The following is a 23380-nucleotide window of genomic DNA, read 5'->3' on the forward strand; positions in this document are numbered from 1 at the left end:
GGCCCCAGGCCCCCAGGCCCCCCGCGAGGGGCTACGGCACCCGGCTGTGCTGCCGCCCGTACACGAAGTACAGGACGAAGCCGACGGCCATCCACACCGCGAACCGCAGCCACGTCTCCGCCGTCAGATTGAGCATCAGCCACAGCGAGGCGATGACCGACAGGACGGGCACCGCGGGCACCAGCGGCGTGCGGAAGGCGCGCGGGAGGTCGGGCCGGGTGCGGCGGAGGATGACGACGCCCAGGGCGACGACGACGAACGCGAAGAGCGTGCCGATGTTGACGAGTTCGGCGAGGACGTCGATCGAGGTGAAGCCCGCGAGGACGGCGACGACCACGCCCAGCAGGATCGTGGAGCGGTAGGGCGTGCCGTACTTCGGGTGCACCCGGGAGAAGATCCGCGGCAGCAGCCCGTCGCGGCTCATCGCGAAGAACACGCGGCTCTGGCCGAGCAGCAGGATCATGCAGACGGTCGTGAGGCCGACGGCGGCGCCGAAGCTGATGAGCCCGGCCCAGAACGGGTGCCCGGTGGCCTTGAAGGCGTCGGCGAGCGGGGCGTCCGTGGACAGCTCGCTGTACTTCTGCATGCCGGTGACGACGACGGACACGGCCACGTACAGCAGCGTGCAGATGGCGAGGGAGCCGAGGATGCCGCGCGGCACGTCGCGCTGCGGGTTGCGGGTCTCCTCGGCGGCGGTGGCGACGATGTCGAAGCCGATGAAGGCGAAGAAGACGACGGCGGCGGCCGAGAAGATGCCCATGACGCCGAAGTTCGACGGGGAGAAGCCGAACATCAGCTGCACGAGCGGTGCCTTGATGTCACCGCCGGCCGTGGTGCTCCGGGAATCCGGGATGAACGGCTCGTAGTTGGCGCCGTTGATGAAGAAGGCCCCGACGATGATGACGATGAGGACCACGGTGACCTTGACCGCGACCACGACGGCCGTCACGCGCGAGGACAGCTTCATGCCGAGGACGAGGATGGCCGTCAGGACGAGGACGAGCGCGGCGGCGAGGATGTCGAAGCCGAAGCTGCCGTTGTGCGTCCCCTGCAGGCCCACGGGCAGATGCCAGCCGGCGTTGTCCAGCAGGGAACGGATGTAGCCGGACCAGCCGACGGAGACGACGGCGCAGCCGAGCGCCAGCTCCAGGATCAGGTCCCAGCCGATGATCCAGGCGGGCAGCTCGCCGAGGGAGGCGTACGAGAAGGTGTACGCGGAACCGGCGACCGGCACGGTGGAGGCGAACTCGGCGTAGCACAGCGCCGCGAGCCCGCAGACGATCCCGGCGAGGACGAAGGCCAGCGCGACCGAAGGGCCGGCGTTCTCCTTGGCGACCTTGCCGGTGAGGACGAAGATGCCGGTGCCGATGACGACACCGACGCCGAAGACGGTGAGGTCGAGGGCGGTGAGGGACTTCTTGAGGGCGTGCTCGGGCTCCTCGGTGTCCCGGATGGACTGCTCCACGGATTTTGTCCGGAAGACCCCGCGCTTGCCGCGGCGCTCCCCGAGAGGTTGCTGTTCGCTCGTGCTCATCGGCCCACCTCCACCTGCTCGCACACTCTTCGCCGTCGCTGCCATCGCTCACCGTGAACTGAGCGAGTGTCCGCGATGATCGGGGGCGCGGGGTGGCCGGACCTGCCACCCACCCTCAGGATTCACCCGATGGGACGCAGAGGTCCATATGCATACGGACCGGCCGGACCACCCGGATAGGGGTAGTTCCGACCGGTCCGTGAGGAGCGGTGACAGCGCCGGTGAGGGGCGCGGTGGGCGTATCGATGTGCGGCTCCGCCGCGGGAGCGCGACCAGCGACGCAGGGCCGCGCCCCGTAAGGGGCGCGGGGCCGTATCAATGTGCGGCTCCGCCGCGCGGGCGCGACCAGCGACGCAGGGCCGCGCCCCGTAAGGGGCGCGGGGAACTGCGCGACCGGCCACAGCGGGCCCGCAGCCGACCGCCAGCAGAGCCCGTAGAGCCGGGGAAAGGGCGAAGCCCTAGTCCCGCGCCGGCTCCGCCGCAGCCTCGGCCGCCTCGGCCGCCGCCTCGGCCGCCCCGGCCACCTCCGCCGCGTCCTCAAGCCGCCCGTCAATCCTGGCGACAAGCCCCGTCACCTGACGCGCAATGTCCGGCGCGGTGAGCCCGATCTCGGCCATGACCTCCTTGCGGGAGGCGTGGTCGAGGAACCGCGGCGGAATACCGAAGTCCCGCAGCGGCAGGTCGACCCCCGCGTCACGCAGCGCCTGCGCGACAGCAGAGCCGACACCGCCCACACGGCTGTTGTCCTCGACAGTGACGACGACGCGGTGCTCGGCCGCGAGGCCCGGCAGCGCGGCATCGACCGGCTTGACCCAGCGCGGGTCGACCACCGTGGCGGAGATGCCCTGCTTGTCGAGGAGGTCGGCGATCTCCAGGCACATCGGGGCGAGCGCGCCGACGGAGACGATGAGCACGTCGGGACGCTCGACACCCTCCGCGGGCTTCCGGAGCACGTCCATGCCGCCGACGCGGCCGACGGCCTCGACGGCCGGGCCGACGGTGCCCTTGGAGTAGCGCACGACCGTGGGCGCGTCCTTGACCTCGACGGCCTCGCGCAGCTGCGCGCGGACCTGGTCGGCGTCGCGCGGGGCGGCGATCCGCAGGCCGGGGACGACCTGCAGGATCGACATGTCCCACATGCCGTTGTGCGAGGCGCCGTCGTCGCCGGTGACGCCGGCCCGGTCGAGGACGAACGTCACACCGCACTTGTGCAGGGCGACGTCCATGAGGACCTGGTCGAAGGCGCGGTTCAGGAAGGTGGCGTACACGGCGAAGACCGGGTGGAGCCCGCCCGTGGCCAGGCCGGCCGCGGACGTGGCCGCGTGCTGCTCGGCGATGCCGACGTCGTAGACGCGGTCGGGGAAGGCCTTGGCGAACTTGCCGAGGCCGACCGGCTGCATCATGGCCGCCGTGATGGCGACGATGTCCTCGCGCTCCTTGCCGAGCCGCACCATCTCGTCGGCGAAGACGGAGGTCCAGCTGGCGCCGGAGGAGGCGACGGGCAGGCCCGTGTCGGGGTGGATGGCGCCGATGCCGTGGAAGCGGTCCGCCTCGTTCTGCTCGGCGTGCTTGTAGCCGCGGCCCTTCTGGGTCAGGCAGTGCACGAGGACGGGCCCGCCGAAGCGCTTGGCGCGCTGCAGGGCGGACTCCAGGGCCTCGATGTCGTGGCCGTCGATCGGGCCGACGTACTTCAGGCCCAGGTCCTCGAACATGCCCTGCGGGGCGATGAAGTCCTTCAGGCCCTTCTTCGCGCCGTGCAGCGTCTCGTACAGCGGCTTCCCGACGACCGGGGTGCGCTCCAGGATGTCCTTGCCGCGGGCCAGGAAGCGCTCGTAGCCGTCCGTGGTGCGCAGGGTGGCGAGGTGGTTGGCGAGGCCGCCGATGGTGGGCTCGTAGGAGCGCTCGTTGTCGTTGACGACGATGACGAGCGGGCGGTCCTTGGCGACGGCGATGTTGTTCAGCGCCTCCCAGGCCATGCCGCCGGTGAGCGCGCCGTCACCGATGACGGCGACGACGTGGTCGTCCTTGCCGAGGACCTGGTTGGCCTTGGCGAGGCCGTCGGCCCAGCCGAGGACGGTGGAGGCGTGGCTGTTCTCGATCACGTCGTGCGCGGACTCGGCGCGCGAGGGGTAGCCGGAGAGGCCGTCCTTGGCGCGCAGCTTCGAGAAGTCCTGGCGGCCGGTGAGCAGCTTGTGGACGTACGCCTGGTGTCCGGTGTCGAAGAGCACCTTGTCCTTGGGCGAGTCGAAGACCCGGTGCAGGGCGATGGTGAGCTCCACCACGCCGAGGTTGGGCCCGAGGTGGCCGCCGGTCTTGGAGACGGCGTCGACGAGGAAGGTGCGGATCTCGGCGGCGAGCCGGTCGAGCTGCTCCGGGCTGAGCCGGTCCAGGTCGCGCGGTTCCCTGATGCGGGTCAGCAGGGCCACCCGTGCCTCCTCTTCATCGAGCTGTCGGCTTGTAGAAGCTTGCAGAAGCTCATCGAAGCTTCTAGATCCGTCGAGTCTAATGTTCCGCCCGGCGTGGCGATGAACGGGTGATGCGAGCCGGGTCACCCGACCGGCCGCACGAACGGACGGATGGGGCCGCGAAATACCCCATAGGGGTCTGTCCGGACCTGTTCGGACGACCTGCCCGTACGAGGCCGGGGCATGGCGGCTCCGGACGCCGGGGGCTGCGCCCCGCAAGGGGCGCGGGGAACTGCGCGACCAGCCACGACGGACCGGCGACCGACAACGTACGAGCAGCTCCGTACACGTACGCCAAACGCCCCGCCGCCCGCCGCCCAGCCGGGCAACAGGCGACGAGCAACGGGCAACGTAAGACGGCGGCACCCCGTACACACACCGCGCCCCGCAGGGCCGTCGCAGGGCCGTCGCAGGGCCGTCGCAGGGGCCTACGCCCGCCCCGCAGTCCTCTGCGTCCGCCGCGACACGGAGTCGATCACGACCGCAGCCAGCAGCACCGCACCGGTGATCATGTACTGGACCGCCGAGGCGATGCCCAGCAGCGCCATGCCCGACGCGATCGACTGGATCACCAGCACGCCCAGCAGGGCGGACCACGTCTTGCCGCGCCCGCCGAAGAGGCTGGTGCCGCCGATGACCGCCGCGGCGATCGCGTTCATCAGGAGGCTGCCGGCCCCGGAGGACTGGTTCGCGGCGTTGATCTGCGACGCCAGGAACATGCCGCCGACGGCCGCCATCGTTCCGGAGAGGGCGAAGACGGAGATCCGGACCGCCGCGACGTTGATGCCGGCCCGGCGGGCCGCCTCGACGCTGCCGCCGAGGGCGAAGACCTTCCGCCCGTACGGCGTGCGGCGCAGCACGAGGTCCAGGGCCACGACCACGCCCAGGAAGATCACGACGGCCAGCGGCAGGCCCTTGTACTGGTTGAACAGCCACGCCACCACGTACGCCGGCACGGCCAGCGCCACCGTGCGCAGCACGATCTCGCTGAGCGGCCGGCTGGGCACGCCCGCGGCCTCGCGGCGCCTGCTGTCGCGGAACGACACCAGGAAGAACGCGGCCACGGCGACGGTCGCCAGCCCGTACGCGGCGGAGACGTCGGTGAAGTAGTGGTTGGTGAGGCCGGCGACCAGCCCGGAGTCGTCGAGGTTGATCGTGCCGTTGGAGCCCAGGACCTGCAGCATCAGGCCGTTCCAGCCCAGCAGGCCCGCCAGCGTGACGACGAACGCGGGCACGCCGATCCGGGCGAAGAAAAAGCCGTGCAGGGCGCCGATGAGGGTGCCGGAGAGGATCGCCAGAACGAGCGCGAGCCACTCCGCCATGCCGTGGTTGATGTTGAGCACGGCGAAGACGGCGGCCGCGAGGCCGCTGACAGAGCCCACGGACAGGTCGATCTCGCCGAGGATCAGCACGAAGACGATGCCGACCGCGATGAGGCCGGTGCCGGCGGCGGTGACGAAGAGGTTGCTGAGGTTCTCCGCGCCGAGGAAGGCCGAGTCGCGGAGCTGGAAGACCAGGGCGATGACGATCAGGCCGACGACGACGGGGAGGGAGCCGAGCTCGCCGCTCCGCAGCTTGCGGCGGAATTCGCTCCAGTAGCCGGCGAAGCCCTCTTCGCGGACGAGGAGGCGGGGGTCGACGGCGGGGAGGGCGTCATGGGCGGGCGCCTGGCCGTTCGCGCCGTTTGCGCCGTTGGAGCCGCTGGCGCCGTTGGCGCCGTTGGCGCCGTTGGCGCCGTCGGCGCCGCTGGAACCGTCGGCGGGGCCGCCGGAGGCCGACGTGGGCAGCTTGGTGGTCATGCGTCGGCCTCCTCGCCGGCGTCCGCGGGGGCGGAATCAGTGGCTTCCGCGGCGGTGGCGGCGCTGGCGGCCGTAGCGGCCGCGGTACCCGTAGCGGCTGCCTCGGTAGTCGTAGCGGCCCCGGCCGCGCCGGTACCCACACCACCCTCGGCGGCCGTACCCGCCTCCGCGGAGCGGGCCCGCCGCCGCGTGACAGCGTTGTCCGTAGCCCCGGTGATGGCGGAGATGATCTCTTCCTGGGTGGTGCTCGCCACCGGGAACGTGCCGTTGTTGCGGCCGAGCCGCAGGACGGCGACGCGGTCGGCGACGGCCTTCACGTCGGCCATGTTGTGGCTGATGAGGATGACGCCGAGGCCGCGCTCGCGCAGCCGCTCGACCAGGTCCAGGACCTGCGCGGTCTGCTCGACGCCGAGCGCCGCGGTCGGCTCGTCCAGGATGACGATCTTGGGCTCGCCGAGCAGCGAGCGGGCGATGGCGACGGTCTGCCGCTGCCCGCCGGAGAGCGAAGCGATGGGGATCCGGACGCTGGGGATCCGGATGGACAGGGTGGAGAGCAGCTCACGGGCGCGGCGCTCCATCTCGACCTCGTCGAGCACGCCCGCGCGGACGATCTCGCGGCCGAGGAAGAGGTTGCCGACGACGTCGAGGTTGTCGCAGAGCGCGAGGTCCTGGTAGACGGTCGCGATGCCGAGCTCCTGGGCGGTGTGCGGCCGGTCGACGGTGACCGGCTTCCCCTCCCACTCGATGACCCCGTCGTCGGCGGGGCCGACGCCGGCGATGGTCTTGACCAGGGTGGACTTGCCGGCGCCGTTGTCGCCGACGAGGGCGACCACCTCGCCGGCGTGGATCTCCAGGTCGACGTCGGTGAGCGCCTGGACGGCACCGAAGCGCTTGGAGATCCCGCGGAGGGCGAGAACCGGTGTGGCGCTCCCGGCTTGCGCAGCGGATGCGGCGGATGTGACGGACATCTGCGGAACCCCTACTTGATTCCGGCGGAGTCGCACTGAGCCTTGTACTTCTCAGTGCAGATCTCGTCGCGGTTGAAGAAGCCCTCCTGACCGACGTACTTCCCGATGTCGGCCTTGGTGAGCGCAAAGGGGGTGACGATGATGGAAGGAATCTTCTTCTGCGTGCCGCTGTCGACGGTGGACTTGGCAATGCCGTCGAGCGCCTTCCCCTTGGCGAGCGCAACGGCCATCTCGGCAGCGGCGTCGGCCTCGGGCTTGTACGGCTTGTACACGCTCATGAACTGCTCGTCGGAGAGGATCCGCTGAACAGCGGAGAGCTCGGCGTCCTGGCCGGTGACGGGCGGAAGCTTGTCGAAGCCGGCGCTCTTGAGGGCCGTGATGATGCCGCCGGCCATCCCGTCGTTGGCGGAGTAGACGCCGACGATGTTGTCCTTGCCCAGCGAGGAGATCGCGCCCTTCATGTTCTCGTTGGCGTTCTCCGGCTTCCACTCCTTGGTGTCGTACTCCTTCCCGATCTTGACCTTGCCGTCGAGGACGGAGTGGGCGCCGTCCTTGTACATCTTGGCGTTCGGGTCGGTGACGGAGCCGTTCATCATGACGATCTGGCCCTTGGAGGCGTTGTCGCCGAGCTCCTTGAGGAGCGATTCGCCCTGGATCTTGCCGACGCGCTCGTTGTCGACGGAGGTGTACGCCTTGACCGGGCCCTCGGCCAGCCGGTCGTACGCGACGACGGGAATTCCCTTGTCGTTCGCCTTCTTCACCGAGGAAGCTATCGACTTCGCGTCCACCGCGTCGACGATCAGCGCGTCGACCTTCTTGGTGATCATCGTGTCGACCTGCTGCTGCTGGACGGAGGCGTCCTGCTTGGCGTTCTCGTAAAGGACGACGGTGTCCGTCCCCGCCAATTCCTTGATCTTCTTCTCGATCAGCGGCTTGTCGAAACGCTCGTAACGCGCGGTCTGGTTCTCCGGAAGGAGGAGCCCGATGGTGAGCGAGCCCTTCCCCTCCTTCTTGGTGTCCCCGCCGCCCGCTTCCTTGGCCTTGCCGCAGGCGCCCAGTCCGGCGGCCATCGAAACGGCGGCCACCGCCACGGCTGCACGACGCAGATGCGTGTTCATTTGCAGAAACCTCCCTGACATGGCCGCGTCGTTGCGACCGAGGTGGCGGAAAGTCAACTCGGCCGCCCGAGCACCGTCAAGAAGTAAATCCCTAACGAGACGGCAACGATGCCATTCGTTATCTACGTGAACACAAGGCCGTACGGATCGAGGCGTGGCGGGCCCGAAAGCGGGACGGGCCGGGACGCGCCGGGGCGCGTCCCGGGCGAACCGGGGCTCAGGCGGGCAGCGGGGCCCCGACCGGAGCATGCCCGTCGAGCAGCGTGGAATCACCCATCTCGCTCAGCACGAGCGCGAGGGCACCGAGCACCTCGGCCCGGCCGCCGAGCGCGCCCGGGACGACCTCCAACTGCCGGGCGGCGCTGGGGATCGCGTACCGCGAGACGGACTCGCGGATGGGCGCGAGCACGAGCTCACCGGAGGGCGCGAGGTCCCCGCCCAGCACCACACGGCGAGGATTGAGCAGATTGCACAGATTAGCCACGCCACTACCAATATGCCGCCCGACGTCCGAAATAACCCGTCGGCAGCCGGGATCACCCTCGCGCGCAAGCTGAACCATACGAGCAACGGTGAGATCGGCCCCATGGGCCGAATGGAGCAGAGGAAGGACGTACCGGGCGGCCGTAAAGGTCTCAAGGCACCCGCGGTTCCCGCACCGGCACACGGGCCCGGACTCATCGAGCGTGATATGCCCGATTTCCCCTGCGGTGCCCCCGGGTCCCCGGTAGATCTGCCCATTGATGACGAGCCCGGCCCCGACACCGCTGGCGACCTTGATGTAGGCAAGATCAGCAGCCCCGCGCCCGGCGCCCCACACGAGCTCACCCAGGGCGCCGAGATTCGCGTCGTTATCGACATGTACGGGCACGCTGAGCCGTGAGGCCAGCTCATCCCGCGGATTGGTGCCGGCCCACCCCGGCAGAATGGCGGTGGACCCGAGGGTTCCGGTCTCGACGTCGATAGGCCCGGGCACGCCGAGCCCCACGCCGACGATCTTCGCGGGATCGATCCCGGCATCGTCGATCAACCGCCGGACGAGATGCTCGGCCCGGTCGAGCCCCTGCGCCGCGGAGGCGTCCACATCCAGCGGCTCGGCGTCCTCGGCGAGCACCCGCTGGGCGAGGTTCCCGACGGCGACCCGCAGGTGGGTGTGCCCGAAGTCGACCCCGACGACGATGCCGGCGTCCCCGGACAGCGACACGCTCCGCGCCCGCCGCCCGCCGGAGGAGGTGGGCGTGACCTCGACGGTCCCGCCCTCCTTGAGCTCCCGCACGATGTTGGAAACGGTCGCGGCCGACAAGCCGGTGGTCCGGGCGATCTCGGCCTGTGTGAGCGACCCGGCCGTCCGCACGGCCCGCACGACCCGCTCAAGGTTGGCCCGGTGCAGCGACGACTGCGACCCCGGAGTCTCCACGCCCATCCACTCCCGCCTAGCCGAGCGGGCCACAGCACTGGGACCCGCCGTCCATACAACACATGAACTCTAAGCTGAGCGGCGACCGGCTTCCCCCGTCAACCCCTTGACCCACATCGAGGCCGTCATGGTACGAACGGCATCAAGCGGAAGCGGCTGGGTACTGATCCACAGGCGAGATGCCCGCCGGATCTGTGACCCTGCCGGAATCCCGGCCGGGCCACAGAGAGATCATCCGGCCTTCAGCCCCGGGCCTTATCCTTCGCGCGAGCCTCGAACTGGCCGGTCTCGAGGAAGGCGATCCGGTCCGCCGGAGTGCCGACCAAAGCCTTCTTGGCCGCAGCGTTCATTGCAGGGCCTCCGTCGCTGGCGATGCGGGAGATGAGGACGGAGTTGTCATCGTCCCGGGCGTCGTACTGACCCACCTGGAGGAAGGCCACCCGATCCGCCGCTGTGCCCTTCAATGCCGACTTGGCAGCCTCCTTCACCCCACGCCCCCCGGAAGAGAAGATCTGCGAGATCAGCACTTGGTTGTCCGAATCCCTGGCCTCGAACTGACCGGTTTCCAGAAAGGTGGACCGGTCCTCCGGGCTACCTGCCATGGCCGCCTTGCCGCCCTTCTTCACATCAGGCCCCCCGAGGTAGATGATCCGCGAGACCAGCACCTGGTTGTCCGAATCCCTCGCCTCGAACTGACCGGTCTCGAGGAACTTCCTCATATCGGCAGGCGTACCGCTCAGCGCCGCCTTGCCGTCTTCCTTCACCGAGGGGCCCCCGGTGCTGACGATGCGCTGGATCTCAGCCCGGTCCTTCTCCGCCTGCTGGTCGTTGCCTGCAGGACTTTCAGCGCGCTGCTGCCCGGCAGCCTTCGCCACCGAGGCCTGGGCCGGCCGTGTGGACGAGCCCTGGGCCGTGCCGTCCGCGAAGGCCGACGAGGTAAGCAGAACGGCCGGAACAACGGCGGTCACAGCAACCACCGCGGCTATACGAGACAACTTCAAGGTAATCCCCACCCTTTCGCAACATCTACTCTTCGCACAGGGGCCGCGAGATGCCGACTGGCCGACTGAGGCGGCACAACCACTCCCGCACTCCGGACGGCAGTCGCCGGCCAGTGTCCTGCGGCCCATGAAGGCTCGCCGGAAGGCGGAATCGCAGGCTAGTTACTGCCTCGACCAACCCTGATCTCGACGAGAACGTGCTCGCGAGCCTGCGGGTCGATGGACTCGCCGACGCCCGTCCATTCGCCCTTGGCGACCTCGACCTCCTGCTTCCTCTTGTCCGGTGCGTCGAGGGTGACGCTGGCGGCGTGGTCGCTATCGCCCTTCACGGCGTAGACAGACGGCACTTCAAGCGTGAGGTAGCCGGAGGACCCGGTGACCCGGAAGCAGGTCTTGCCGAGTTTGCGCGACCAGATCTCCATCAGACCCGTGGAGCTTCCACAGTCGGCAAGCAGGATGTGACCGTCGCCGCGCTTGAGGGTGATGCCCTTCTCTTCCTTGATCTTGTCCGCGTTCGGGTAGCCGAAGTCCTCTATCGCTAAGTCCGGTTGACCATCCGCAACCGCGAATCCCTGCGCTTTAGGGGCAGAGGCGTGGGCGGTGGTGGCTATACCAACCCCGGCCGCGCAGAACGCGACTGCCGCGCCCGTGGCGATGAACCGCCGTGTGAGCTTCATCGAAGGTTCCTTGAGTGTTAGGCGAGTTGGACCGCGCAGCCCGCTCTGAACACGCTCCGCCAGTACGCGGTGACGGTGCGGGCATGGCGTCACGGGATTCAAGCACGGTTCCGTGTCTCACGTCACTCAATAATCGCTCCCCTAAATACGCGCATCATTAACCAAACTTGGACATAAGGGCTTTGTAGTCATTGTCACGTCTTCACCTCGCGTACACAGGTAGCCAACAGCCTTCCGATTGCATAGGGTCACGCTGCACGCACCAACCGTGTCCCTGTTCGCCCGAGTAACACCAGCGCGTGCATGCATTTCGGAGCGACACAACCTGTCCGGCGGCAAGCCGTCGGCCGTGTGCGGCCGCCGGGCATCATCGGATTGGACCCCTCTTGGAGACCACTTACTGGAACAGGCGGCGTTTCCTTACCGCATTAGCAGCAACCACCACTGTCGCCACCACATCGAGCCTCGTCCTCAACCCGTTGTCGGCCATGGCAGCCCCCGCGGCAGGGAGCGCCGACTCTGACGACCCGTTCGCTCTGCCCGACACCGACCGGGCCAAGGTCGTCAAGGCATGGCTGACCGGCGGCAAAGCCACCCGAGCCGCTGCCGAGTACGCCCTCAGCGGCTCTGACGCCGACATTCAGACCTTCCTCGCCCAGGAACTGGCCGCGACGACGGCGGAGGACAACCGCGTCGCCATCGTGTCCTCGCTGGCAGGCGCGGGTAAGGGGACGCGCAACGCTGCCGGTCAAGCGCTCGGTGGCGGTGATGCCGCCATTGCCGCTTTCCTGAAGGACGGCTACCAGCCCGCCATCTTGGAAGACCTCCGTGTGGCCACCACGACCGTGATGGCCACGGGAGACAAGGCCGTACGCCGCGAAGCGAGTGCCGCCCTCGACACCGGCACCCAGCAGGGGTTCGAAAGCTTCCTCACAGAAGGTCAGTACTCCGCACGCGAGGAAGACATGCGGGTGCAGGTGACGAAGATGCTCACGGACGCGGGGCCGGAGGTGAAGAAGTACGCCTCCCGCGCCCTCTCCGGCAGCGCCACCGACATGGAGTGGTTCCTCGACACCGGCCAGCACATCGCCCGGGCGCGCGACCAGGAGTCGGTGACGATCGAGGAGCTCGTCGCCGTCGTCGAACGCGAAGGCAAGCGGGCCGACGCGCAGACCAAGCTCGCCGAGGAAGCCTCGGCCCGTGCCGTCGAGGCCGCCGAGAAGGCGAAGGCGGCCGCACAGACCGCGGCTGCACAGGCCGAGGCGGCCAAGGAGGACGTCGCCAAGTCTGCGAGGGCCGCCGGAAAGGCTGCCACTGCAGCACGGGACGCCGCGGACGCCGCTCGCACCGCCATTCGCGCTTCGCATGCCGCCGTCACTGCTTCTCGTCGCGCCGCCTATGCCGCCACGGCCGCAAGCCACGCCGCCGCCACCGCCGGGAACGCCGCCGCTCGCGCCTACAACTCGGCCATCGCCGCTTCCAGGGACGCGGGGAAGGCAAGTGCCGCGAAGGACGCCGCGGTCGCCGCACGCAACGCCGCGGCCCAGGCTCGTACTGCCGCAAAGGCTGCCGACTATGCGGCCAACGCCTCTGCGCAGGCTGCCTCCGCCGGAACCGCCGCTGCCTCCGCCGCCCGCAACGCCGCCTCCGCCGCCAACAGCGCGGCCACGGCGGCCTCCGCGGCAGGCAAGGCACAGGCCGAGGCGGCCGAGGCCAGACGGCAGGCGAACATCGCCGGCAACAACGCCGTCATCGCCACCAACGCCGCGGGCACCGCCCAAGCCCTGGCCAACGCCTCCGCTAAGGCTGCCCGTACGGCGCGCGATGCTGCCAACGCCGCGGCCGGCCACGCGGAAAAGGCCGCCGACGCTGCCGAGTGGGCCGCGAAGTATGCGGGCCAAGCGATCGACCATGCCAAGAAGTCCACCGACTTCGCCAATGAAGCCACCAAGGCGGCGAACAACGCCACCGCGGCTGTCACTGAGGCGATCGAGGTGGAGAAGCAGGCGCGGGAGGCCGAATCGCAGCGCTTGGACGAGGACATGAAGCAGGCCATGGAAGAGGCCCGGCTGCTCGCGGACATCGAAGAGCGAGAACGGACCGAGTTCGCCGAGAAGCGCACACAGGCGGATCGGACCGATCAGTCCACCAAGGACCTCATATCCCGAGCCGGCGCAGCCCTGAAGGCGAACGACCTGAACCTGGCAGCCACGCTGGGCCGGAAGGCCGCCGTTGCTCTCTTGAACTCGAACGGCACATGGACGAAGGAAGCGGCCCGGTTCGCACTGTCCGGGTCCGACGCCGATGTCCACGCTTGGATCGATACCGACCGGGCCATCGCACAGCGGCAGGACGATCGTGAGACTGTCCTGTACCTCGCGGAGATCTCTAATCCGGCCATCGCCGAGGCCGCGCAAAGAGCTCTCGAAAATGACGCTCCGGACGCCGCGGCCACATTTCTGACGACCGGCGCAATCGAGGCTGCGGCTGTCGACAACCGCATCCAGATCCTCCGCATTCTCGCCAACAGTCCCGGCCCCGCTGTGAAGAAGTCAGCGAACGACGCGATCAATGCGGACACTGCAAAAGCGCTGCACGAGTTCTTGAACATCACCTACCCGGAAGCGCTGAAGGAAGACGACGGGGTGGCCGTCGCCACCATCCTTGCCAACGCCGGCCCCTACACCAAGGCACATGGGCAAGCCGCGATGGAAGGGCCGGCGTGGATGCGCCGCAATTTCGTCGTCTCGGTGCAGCACAAGACAGCCCAGCTCGATCACGATTCCGCAGCTCACATCGCTGCTGTCCGCGGCGCCATAGCCGCCGCCGCGAAGATCGCGCACAAGGCGCAGGAGGACGCGGCTCGCGCCCAGGAAGCGGCGGCAAAGGCGCGCGACGCGGCCAAGGAGGCGGCGGAGTGGGCGAAGAAGGCCGAAGCATCCGCCGATCGCGCACAGGCGTACGCGAGGGAAGCAAGGGGAAATGCAGACGCGGCCGACAAGTCGGCAGCAGCTGCGCAGGCATCGGCCGAGCAAGCGCAGAAGGCGGCCGCCATCGCCCGATCGGCCTCGCGCACGGCCAACTTTTCCGCCAGTCGTGCTTTGGAAGCCGCACACCGCGCCCAGTCCTCTGCCAATAGCGCTCAGGGCTCCGCGGCCCGCGCTCACGCCTCGGCCGTCCAGGCGGGCAAGGACGCCAATGCGGCGGCCGACGCCGCGAGCCAGAGCCACCGGATCGCCTCCGACAAGCGCAAGGCCGAAATCGCCGAGGCAGCCAGGAAGGCGGCCGAGGAGGCCCGGAAGGCGAGGGAGAGCGGGAAAGACCCCGTCGACACGCCGGCTAACGACAGCGTCAAGAGCGGTGATACGCCTTGGTGGAAGGACGCCGGCTGGTGGGCGAAGACCACCAACGATGCCAGCATCGTCACAGGGTTCATCGCCGCAGGCTTCGGCATAGCCAGCCTGCCGTTTCCTCCCCTCGCGGTCGTCGCCACCGGCTTCGGTCTCTTTTCTGCCGGGCTCGGCATTGCCAGCGCGGTGTTCACGGGAATTGAGTACGGTTTCACGAGCGGAAAGTTCTGGGCATCCGCCGGAAGCGCCGCCCTGGGCCTTGTGACTCTCGGACAGTCCTACGTGATCGGCAAGTTGGCCGGCCCTGCGGTCGCGAAGTGGGCTGCACCCCGGGTCGCCACGAAGTTCACCCAGTTCGGACACGACCTGGTGTCACCGGTCATCGGTGTATTGAGCTCCTACTTCTGACCGACACCGTTTTGTGATCCTACCGAGGGGCCGGTGAACAGACACGGTCACCGGCCCCTTCCTGAGTCAAAGGGGCCGCCTCACATGCTCACGTCCCTGCCCGTCACCTACCTGTTACTCATGGCTGCGGCAGCAACATCGGTCTTCTGCTTCGCTATGACGAAATGGTTTCCCGGCAGGCAAGGGAAGGTGGTTTTCCCTCTCATGTCCATCGGCTGCTGCCTGGGCATGATTCTGGTCGGCCAGCTCGAACCTGCACACTGGTCCCCTAAGCACATGCTGGTGCTCTATTCCTTCGGGTGGTTCGGTCTGACACTCGGCATGTTCCCGTCCAGAAAACTCATGCATATGTACATGACCGAGATCAACCAGGGTGTGCGGAGAGAGAAATACCCAGTACCTGTTCGCTACCAACTCGCTGCCATCATCTCGGTCGTCGTCATGACCTTTTTGGCTCATGGCCTGTCTTAGCAGCAGGCCGGGCTCAGCTGCGCGTCATCGGCTGATACGTACCACCATTCCCGCTCCCCCAGTTCCGTCCCAAAGGAGAATCAGCATGCCTGCCGTACGCACACGCACAGCGTGGATGACCGGACTACTCGTATCCGTCGTAGCCGTCGGCGTAGTCAATGGCGCCGAGGCCGGCGCGGTCGTCGGTGAGCCGGACAAGGACGGCTCCTACGCCTTTACCACGAAGCTCGACATAGGTGGCGGCCAGCGCGGCTGCTCGGCCGCCCTCGTCGCCCCGCAGTGGCTGGTCACCGCAGCCAGCTGCTTCGCCGACAACCCGGCGCAAAGCTACAAGGTTGCTCCCGGCGCCCCGAGTCTCCCGGCCAAGGCCACCACCGGCGGCAATGAAGCCCGGGTTGTCGAGCTCGTGCCGCGCGAGGACCGCGACCTGGTCATGGCCAAGCTCGCCAAGCCCCTCACCGGCATCGCTCCGGTTGCCCTCAGCCCCCAAGCGCCCCTCCCCGGCGAGAGCCTGTGGCTCGCAGGCTATGGCCGCACCAAGGACGAGTGGGTGCCCGACCGCGTCCACTACGGCCAGTTCACCCTGGACAAGGCCGAGAACACCACGTTCAGCATGACCTCCAAGGCCAACGGCGCCACCATGTGCAAGGGCGACACCGGCGGCCCGGCTCTGCGCAATACAGGTGGACGGTACGAACTTGCCGGCATTAACAGCAGGTCCTGGCAGGGCGGTTGTCTTGGCATCGACCCCAAGGAGACCCGCACCGGGGCGATCGGTACCCGCGCCGACGACATCACCGGCTGGATTCGCGAGCAGGTCAACCGGAAAGAGCCCGTGAGCGAGGCTCCGGTGGACTCCAACATCGACATCAACGGCGACGGCAAGGCCGATTACCTCGTCCTCGAAGACAACGGCGCCGTCCGCGCCTGGATCAACAAGAGCGAGGGTGTCAAGGACGACTGGAGCGGCCAGGGCGTCATCGCGACCGGCACCGGCGCCCCCGCGAGCAAGGTCCGCTTCGCCGACATCGACGGCGACCGCAGGGCCGATTATCTGGTCGTCGACGACAAGGGCGGCGTTCGGGCGTACATCAACAACACCAAGGTCGCCAAGGACAGCTGGATCAACCGCGGTGTGATCGCCACGGGCGTCGGCGTCTCCCCGAACAAGATCCGCTTTGCCGACATCAACGACGACGGCAAGGCCGACTACCTCGTCGTCGAGGACAACGGCGCCGTCCACGCGTACATCAACAAGGGTGGCGACGGGCAAGGGGGCTGGGACGACCGCGGCGTGATCGCCACCGGCACCGGCGCACCAGGGCACAAGGTCCGATTCGCCGACATCAACGACGACGGCAAAGCCGACTACCTCGTTGTCGAGGACAACGGCGCCGTCCACGCCTGGCTCAACAAGAGCAGCGGCACCAAGGACGACTGGCAGGACCGCGGCATCATCGCCACCGGCACCGGAGCCCCCGGGAACAAGGTCCGATTCGCCGACATCAACGGTGACCGTAAGGCCGACTACCTCGTTGTCGAGGACAACGGCGCCGTCCACGCCTGGCTCAACAAGAGCAGCGGCACCAAGGATGACTGGGACGACCGCGGCGTCATCGCCACCGGTACCGGCGCACCCGGTAGCAAGGTCCGTATCTGACCTCGCCTTCCGTCTCGATCCGCCGGCTCCTCGGCAGATGTGACCGAGCCCCGCGCCCCGACCGGCGCGGGGCTCCGCATTCGTCCCGGCTGCCTCCCCGAGCGGCGGCAGCCCTCATGGAAAGACCCCTGCACATGCCCCACGCTCATCCTCACCCTCGTCCTCGTCCTCGCTCCGCAGCGCGGCTTCTCACAACGGCCCTCGCTGCGGCACTGACGACGAGCCTGGCGGTCACGGCCGCCGCCCCCGCCACTGCGGCGCCAGCCCCGGGCACCGCCGCGGTGACCGCCCCCGTCGGCCAGCAGAACTGGAAGGTGCCGCGCCTGGCGGTCATGCCCCTCGGTGACTCGATCACCCGGGGTGCCGGCAGCTCCACCCAGAACGGCTACCGCATCGCCCTGCGCGACAAGCTCGCCTCTCACGCCGACTCCCTGCAGTTCGTCGGCTCGCTGCGCACCAACGGCGCCGAGCACGAAGGCCACTCGGGATGGCAGATCTCCGACCTCTCCGAGAACATCGAGCAGTGGCTGCCGGCGGCAGGCCCGAACGTGGTGCTCCTCAACATCGGCACCAACGACATGGACCTCAACAACGACGTGGACGGTGCTCCCGCCCGGCTCGGCCGTCTGATCGACCAGATCACCCGCGCCGCGCCCGACATGACGCTGCTCGTCTCCTCCCTCGTGCCGTCGCAGTCGGCGGAGGTGCAAAGACGCGTCGAGAAGTTCAACGCCGAGGTTCCGCGCCTGGTCGCCGAGCGGCGGAGCAAGGGCTTCAAGGTGGGGTACGTCGACATGGGCGCGCTCGCCACCCGGGACCTCAACGACCGTCTCCACCCCAACGACAACGGCTACGCCAAGATGGCGAACGCCTTCTACGAGGGACTGGCCCGCGCCGCGGGCGACGGCTGGGTGCGCGAGCGCGTGGACATCAAGCCGGCCGCGCCCCGCGAGGCCCCGCTCGGCGACTACCAGGTGGACATCAACGGCGACGGCAGGGCCGACTATCTCGTCGTCGACGACAACGGCGCCGTACGCGCTTACGTCAACGGCGGCGGCGACGGACACGGCAGCTGGATCAACAAGGGCGTCATCGCCACGGGCACGGGCGCACCGGGCTCCAAAGTCCGCTTCGCCGACATCAACGGCGACCGCAAGGCGGACTACCTCGTCCTTGAGGACAGCGGTGCCGTGCACGCCTGGATCAACACGAGCAGCGGCGCCAAGGACGACTGGGACGACCGCGGCGTCATCGCCACCGGCACCGGAGCCCCCGGCTACAAGGTCCGATTCGCCGACATCAACGGTGACCGTAAGGCCGACTACCTCGTCGTCGAAGACAACGGCGCCGTCCACGCGTACATCAACAAGGGTGGCGACGGGCAAGGGGGCTGGGAGGACCGCGGCGTCATCGCCACCGGCACCGGCGCGCCCAGGAACAAGGTCCGATTCGCCGACATCAATGACGACCGCAGGGCCGATTACCTTGTCGTCGAAGACAACGGCGCCGTGCACGCCTGGCTCAACGAGGGCGGCGACGGACACGGAGACTGGATCGACCAGGGCATCATCGTCTCCCGCACTCCGGCGCCCGGCGCCGGCATCCGCTTCGCCGACATCGACGGCGACGGCAGGGCCGACCACCTGATCGTCCACGACAACGGTGCCGTCGACGCCCTCGTGAACCAGGGCGGCGACGGACGCGGCGGATGGGCGGACTACGGCCGCATCGCCACCGGCGCCGGTCCGGGCTACCGCGTCCGGATCTGATGCTTCCGCGGGCCGGCCGAGGGTGGCCGCTCGCCGCGCGACAGCCGGCCCACACCTTCACTACTGTCACATTTATCGCCTAACACACCACAATACGCATTCGTGTGGTGTGGTGTGGATATGTCACAGCTCATCGCTTCTCTTTCGTCATCGTGGTGTCTCCAGGGTCGCGCGAGGGCGCGGCCCCCTCGACGAAGGGCGATCCGAATGCGAAATGTTGTGCGTGCAGCGCTGGTGGTTCTCTGCGCCGCCGGTGCCGCGTTGCCCGTGCTCCCGGTGGCGCAGGCCGCGGCGCCCGGGACTCCGCCGGCTCCCGCCGACTGCCGGTACGTCTATTCGAGCGCGCGGCCCGGGCCCAACGGCGAGACCAGAGGCAGCGGCGTCTACGACGAAGGTGATCGTGACGCCGAGGGCCGCGTCTGCCGGAACGGCTGGTGGGTGCACCCCTCCGAGGTCCACCACCACGACGACGACCACGGCCGGGACGACCACCGCCGAGATGACGACCACCGCCGAGATGACGACCACGGCCGGGACGATGACTACGGCCGACACGACGATCACGGACGGCATGACGACCACGGCCGGCATGACGACCACGGCCGGCACGACGATCACGGACGGCACGACGATCACCGTCGCGACGACCGTCAGGACGACCGGCACGACGACCGCCGTGATGACCGCCACGACGACCGCCACGACGACCGGCACGACGATCGCCACGACCACGACCACGACCGTGACCACAACCACGGCCGCCGCCCGTAACCCCGTTCCGGGGCTCTCCAGGTCTCCCGGAGAGCCCCGGACCGTTGCTTCAGCTACTTCAGCGCCCCCGCCGTCAGCCCCGCCTGCACCTGGCGCTGGAAGACGATGTACGCCGCCAGCACCGGAAGCATCGCGATGACCAGGCCCGCGAAGAGGCCCGACCAGTCGCCCTTGTAGCCCTGGCTCACGGCCAGGGCTACAAGGCCCTGCGGGAGGAGCTTCTTGTCCTCGTCGCCCACGTTCAGGACCGCCGGCAGCAGGTACTGGTTCCACTGGCCCAGGAAGTTGAAGATGCCGACGCTGATCAGGCCCGGCTTGGCCATCGGCAGCATCACCTGGAAGAAGGTCCTCGTGTGCGAGGCGCCGTCGATGAGGGCCGCCTCGGCCACCGAGCTCGGCAGGGTTTTGAAGAAACCGCTCAGGAAGAAGATCGTGAACGGGAGCGAGTACGCGATGTAGACGAGGATCAGGCCGTGGTACGTGTCCAGCAGCTGCATGTTCTTCATGACGAAGAACAGCGGGACGAGGGCCAGGATCACCGGGAAGCTCATCCCGCCCACGAACAGGTAGTAGACAAAGCGGTTCCCCGGGAATTCGAACCGCGCGAGGACGTACGCCGCCATCGAGCCCAGCAGCATCGTGCCGAAGAGCGAGCCCGCCACCACCACGATCGAGTTGAAGAAGTACTCGCTCATGTGCGCCTGGGACCACGCCCGCGACCAGTTGTCGAAGTGCAGGCTCGTGGGCAGCGCCCAGGGCGAGGTGAAGATGGCCCTGTCGTCCTTGAGGGCGCTCATCACCGCCCACAGCAGCGGCAGCGTCACCATCAGCGCCCACAGGATCAGCACGCCGTGCGAGAAGACGTTGAGGACCCTTCCTTCGGTGCCGAGGCGGCCCTCCGGGGAATCCACCACCACGCCCCCGGGCGTCTCTTCCGCCTCCGCCGCGGGTTTCGTCTCCACGCCGCCCATCAGAACTCCAGCCGTTCGCGCCGGCCCAGCTTCATCACGATGCCGGCGAAGATCATGGTGACGATGAGCAGGGCGACGCCGAGCGTCGTCGCGTATCCGGCCTGCCCGTCGCGGAATGCCTTGGTGTAGAGGAAGTACGCGAGCACTTCGGTCGAATAGTCCGGTCCGCCGGGGCCCACCGTCATGATCTGGACCACCGCGAATCCGTCGAGCGCCATGATGCCCATGTAGACCCAGCCGGTCTGGACGGTGTCCCAGAGAAGAGGGAGCGTGATCCTGAAGAACGTCTGGATACGGTTCGCGCCGTCCAGCAGCGCCGCCTCGTAGAAGTCCCGGGGGATCGAGCTCATTCCGGCGGAGAACAGGACCACGTAGAAGCCCACGTTGCTCCACACCATCACCGCCATCACGCACCACAGCGCCAGATCCGGGTCACCGAGCCAGTTCGGCTGCACCGAGTCCAGGCCGACGGCGCTGAGGAAGGAGTTGAGCGCGCCGCTGTTCGGGTTGTACGCGAACTGGAACAGCAGCGCCACGATGGCGATCGAGAGCACCTGCGGGAAGAAGTACACCACCTTGTAGAAGCCGGAGCCGCGGACGCCCGCCACCGCCGCGTTCTTCCTCCGCCGCCCGCCGACGTTCAGCATGAAGGCGAAGAAGAGGCCCAGCCCGAGCGTCACCAGCGGCAGCACCAGCAGCAACAGGACGTTGTGGCCGACGGACTTCCAGAAGACCTCGTCCTCGAACATCTTCCGGTAGTTGCCGAACCCGACCATCTCGAAGTCGGGACTCAGGCCCGTCCAGTCCGTGAAGGAGTAGTAGATGGCCTGGAGGAACGGCGAGATCACGAACACCGCGTAGATCACCAGGGGTACGGCCAGGAACCCCGCGATGAACCGGTACTTACCGTGCTGCATTGCCTTTCGACCCCGATCTCCCGCGAGCGCGGAGCCGCGGGTGCGGGGCGGCGGAACGCGGCAGGGGTTTCCCCGGCGCGCGCCGCCGCCTAAGACGTGCCCTAAGACCTGCCCTACGACGTGCCTTATGGCATGCCTGCATGCCTTACGACATGCCCTACGACATGCCCCAGCCTTACGACTTGTGCCTGTACTTCTTGATCGAGCCGTCCGCCCGCGCGTCGTCCGCGAACTTCTGGATCTTCGCGATCGTCTCGTCCGGGGTCATGCGGCCCGCCATCATCTCGCCCAGCGCGGCCACGCCGATCTTCTCCTTCTGCAGGGCCGTGTACCAGTCGCCGAGGCGCGGGTTGACCACGTTCTTGTCCGCCTTGGTGAGGGCCTCCTGGCACGAGGTGAGGCCCGGCGGCAGGGTCAGTCCCTCCGTCCCGCCGTTGAGCGAGGTCAGGGACGAGACCTGCTTGATGAAGTTCTGCGAGGATTTCTTGCCCAGCATGATGCGCAGCAATTCCATGCCGCCCTGCGGGTTCTTCGCGTTCTTCGGCACGATGAACGGCTCGCCGCCCGAGGCCCAGATCGTGCCGAACGGCATCTTGTCCCGCTTCGCGTCCAGGCTCGACGGCGCCCCGACCGCCATCTTGAAGTCGGCGGGAGTGGTCTTCTTCGACTCGTTCTCGACCCACGAACCGTTGGGGATGAACAGGGCCTTGCCCTCGTTCCAGGCCGTCTGCGACTCGATGTGGGTGAGGCCCGGGGTGCCCTGGAGGATGTAGCCCTTCTTGTAGAGCTCGTAATAGGCCTCGAACGCCGCCTTGACCGCCGGGTCCTTCCAGGCGTTCGGCTCCAGGTTGTCGATCCGGTCGAGCACCTCCCGCCCGCCGATCTTCGCGATGAAGGGGTAGAGGCTGAACGGCAGGTAGTACGGGAATTTGCCGGGGTACGTCCACCCGGCGATGCCCTTCTTCTTCGCCTTCTCACAGACGGCGAGCATCTCGTCCCACGTCTCCGGATACTGCGCGTCCAGCTTCTCCAGCGCCGTCTTCGAGTACCAGACGCCGTAGACCGTGTACGCGTAGTAGAGGACCCACGTCTCCTGGCCCTCGAACTGCCCCATTTCGACGACGCCCGGCCGCAGCGTGTCCCGTACCTTCTTCGACGGGTCGTCGACCGACGGCGCGTCCAGCAGCGCATTGAGGTCGGTCAGCTGCTTCTTGCCCACCAGGGTGCCCATGTCCATCTGCTTGGCACCGGAGTTGTCGATCAGGTCCGGCGGCGTTCCGCCGTTGAAGCGGGGCTGGAGCTGGGTCTGGATCTCCTGGGTGGCCGCGTGCTTGACCTGGGCCTTGGGATACGCCGCCTTGTATTCGGCCTCGGCGTCCTTGGCGTACTGCTGGCCGAACCCGCCGTCGAAGATGACGATGTCGAGCGGCGCGGACTCGTTGACCGCGAGCGGGTTCTTCTCGCTCTTCGTCCCCTTGTCGACCTTGTTGTCGTCGCTGCCGCCGCCCGACGCGCAGGCGGTCAGCACGCTCATCGACGGCACCGCGATCAGGCCGAGTGCGGCCGCTCTCTTGATCAGGTCGCGCCGGCCGAATTCCCCTGTGGATCCCATGCTCGATCCCATGCTCAAGTCCTCGCCTTCTCCAGGACTCAGGCGGTGCACCGGTACTCCCCTTGCTCACAAGAGTTGCCGAAGGGCCCGACACCGCGGGTCAGTTGAAGCTTGGTGTGGTGCTTGGTGTGCTGGGTGTGCTGGATGCGTGCGCCGGGAGCGGTGACGTGGCCGCGGCGCTCCCCCCTGCCGCGCTCCCCCGGATCCGCCGCGGCGGCCCTCGGAGCCTCCCCGGTAGCCGACAGGTATAGTCCACTTCTCACCAACTGGGCAAGATCGGAAGCGGCTTCTGCCGTCAGTCTTTCTCTAGTTGAGACCTCCCACGGTACGAGTCCCGTCCGGACGAGGTCCCGTCCGGGCGGCAAGCCCGGTGGTGACGACACCACCTCCGAGACCCTTGACACCACCCGCCCCTCACGCCCTACTTATCTCTGCGCGGCTCACTTGACAACGTTGTCTGCACGTTGCGAGA

The 23380-nt window shown here is 68.1% G+C and carries 15 protein-coding genes and 1 pseudogene; 4 read left to right on the forward strand and 12 right to left on the reverse strand.

Annotation, left to right across the window (positions count from 1 at the left end; genetic code table 11):
• Window positions 1–31: 31 nt before the first annotated feature.
• The 8 genes and pseudogenes from ACSNOH_RS11590 to ACSNOH_RS11625 all read right to left on the reverse strand — a co-directional run bounded on the left by ACSNOH_RS11590 (window position 32) and on the right by ACSNOH_RS11625 (window position 10979).
• Window positions 32–1534: an amino acid permease gene (locus tag ACSNOH_RS11590; RefSeq protein WP_436721168.1), complete on the reverse strand. Its 1503-nt coding sequence runs from the start codon at window positions 1532–1534 to the stop codon at window positions 32–34.
• Window positions 1535–1992: 458 nt separating this feature from the next.
• The gene (gene dxs / locus ACSNOH_RS11595; RefSeq protein WP_436721169.1) at window positions 1993–3960 is read right to left on the reverse strand and encodes a 1-deoxy-D-xylulose-5-phosphate synthase; all 1968 of its coding nucleotides are present in this window, start codon (window positions 3958–3960) and stop codon (window positions 1993–1995) included.
• 467 nt (window positions 3961–4427) lie between these two features.
• Window positions 4428–5798, reverse strand: a complete 1371-nt coding sequence (locus ACSNOH_RS11600) for a sugar ABC transporter permease (protein ID WP_436721170.1) — start codon at window positions 5796–5798, stop codon at window positions 4428–4430.
• A 161-nt stretch (window positions 5799–5959) separates the two neighbouring features.
• Window positions 5960–6766: pseudogene (locus tag ACSNOH_RS11605) on the reverse strand (ATP-binding cassette domain-containing protein); the annotation flags it as partial.
• Window positions 6767–6777: 11 nt separating this feature from the next.
• Window positions 6778–7884: a substrate-binding domain-containing protein gene (locus tag ACSNOH_RS11610; protein WP_436721171.1), complete on the reverse strand. Its 1107-nt coding sequence runs from the start codon at window positions 7882–7884 to the stop codon at window positions 6778–6780.
• Window positions 7885–8101: 217 nt separating this feature from the next.
• Window positions 8102–9301, reverse strand: coding sequence for an ROK family transcriptional regulator (locus ACSNOH_RS11615; protein ID WP_436721196.1), 1200 nt, complete (start codon window positions 9299–9301; stop codon window positions 8102–8104).
• A 242-nt stretch (window positions 9302–9543) separates the two neighbouring features.
• A complete protein-coding gene (locus ACSNOH_RS11620; protein ID WP_436721172.1) occupies window positions 9544–10278 on the reverse strand; it encodes an ALF repeat-containing protein in 735 nt (244 codons plus the stop codon).
• Window positions 10279–10460: 182 nt separating this feature from the next.
• Window positions 10461–10979 carry a hypothetical protein gene (locus ACSNOH_RS11625; RefSeq protein ID WP_436721173.1) on the reverse strand — a complete coding sequence of 173 codons (519 nt, stop codon included), beginning with the start codon at window positions 10977–10979 and terminating at the stop codon, window positions 10461–10463.
• Between the two features lie 386 nt (window positions 10980–11365).
• Here ACSNOH_RS11625 and ACSNOH_RS11630 point away from each other — a divergent pair, with 386 nt between their 5' ends.
• The 4 genes from ACSNOH_RS11630 (at window position 11366) to ACSNOH_RS11645 (ending at window position 18637) form a co-directional block, all read left to right on the forward strand.
• Window positions 11366–14737, forward strand: a complete 3372-nt coding sequence (locus ACSNOH_RS11630; protein ID WP_436721174.1) for an ALF repeat-containing protein — start codon at window positions 11366–11368, stop codon at window positions 14735–14737.
• 84 nt (window positions 14738–14821) lie between these two features.
• Window positions 14822–15208 (forward strand): hypothetical protein, encoded by a 387-nt coding sequence (locus ACSNOH_RS11635; protein WP_436721175.1) that lies wholly within the window; start codon window positions 14822–14824, stop codon window positions 15206–15208.
• A gap of 115 nt (window positions 15209–15323) precedes the next feature.
• A complete protein-coding gene (locus ACSNOH_RS11640; protein ID WP_436721176.1) occupies window positions 15324–16868 on the forward strand; it encodes an FG-GAP-like repeat-containing protein in 1545 nt (514 codons plus the stop codon).
• A 281-nt stretch (window positions 16869–17149) separates the two neighbouring features.
• The gene (locus tag ACSNOH_RS11645) at window positions 17150–18637 is read left to right on the forward strand and encodes an FG-GAP-like repeat-containing protein (protein ID WP_436721177.1); all 1488 of its coding nucleotides are present in this window, start codon (window positions 17150–17152) and stop codon (window positions 18635–18637) included.
• Between the two features lie 147 nt (window positions 18638–18784).
• Here the strand turns inward: ACSNOH_RS11645 and ACSNOH_RS11650 are convergent, their stop codons facing one another.
• From ACSNOH_RS11650 to ngcE, 4 genes are all read right to left on the reverse strand, one after another.
• On the reverse strand, window positions 18785–19393 hold the full coding sequence (locus ACSNOH_RS11650) for a hypothetical protein (protein WP_436721178.1): 609 nt from the start codon (window positions 19391–19393) through the stop codon (window positions 18785–18787).
• A 68-nt stretch (window positions 19394–19461) separates the two neighbouring features.
• Window positions 19462–20379 (reverse strand): carbohydrate ABC transporter permease, encoded by a 918-nt coding sequence (locus ACSNOH_RS11655; RefSeq protein ID WP_436721179.1) that lies wholly within the window; start codon window positions 20377–20379, stop codon window positions 19462–19464.
• Window positions 20379–21296 (reverse strand): carbohydrate ABC transporter permease, encoded by a 918-nt coding sequence (locus ACSNOH_RS11660; RefSeq protein ID WP_436721180.1) that lies wholly within the window; start codon window positions 21294–21296, stop codon window positions 20379–20381. The genes ACSNOH_RS11655 and ACSNOH_RS11660 overlap by 1 nt, the downstream gene beginning before the upstream one ends.
• 175 nt (window positions 21297–21471) lie before the next feature.
• Window positions 21472–22908, reverse strand: a complete 1437-nt coding sequence (gene ngcE, locus ACSNOH_RS11665) for an N-acetylglucosamine/diacetylchitobiose ABC transporter substrate-binding protein (protein WP_436721181.1) — start codon at window positions 22906–22908, stop codon at window positions 21472–21474.
• Window positions 22909–23380: the final 472 nt, after the last annotated feature.

Source organism: Streptomyces sp. URMC 127, assembly GCF_051386535.1.
Classification (GTDB): domain Bacteria; phylum Actinomycetota; class Actinomycetes; order Streptomycetales; family Streptomycetaceae; genus Streptomyces.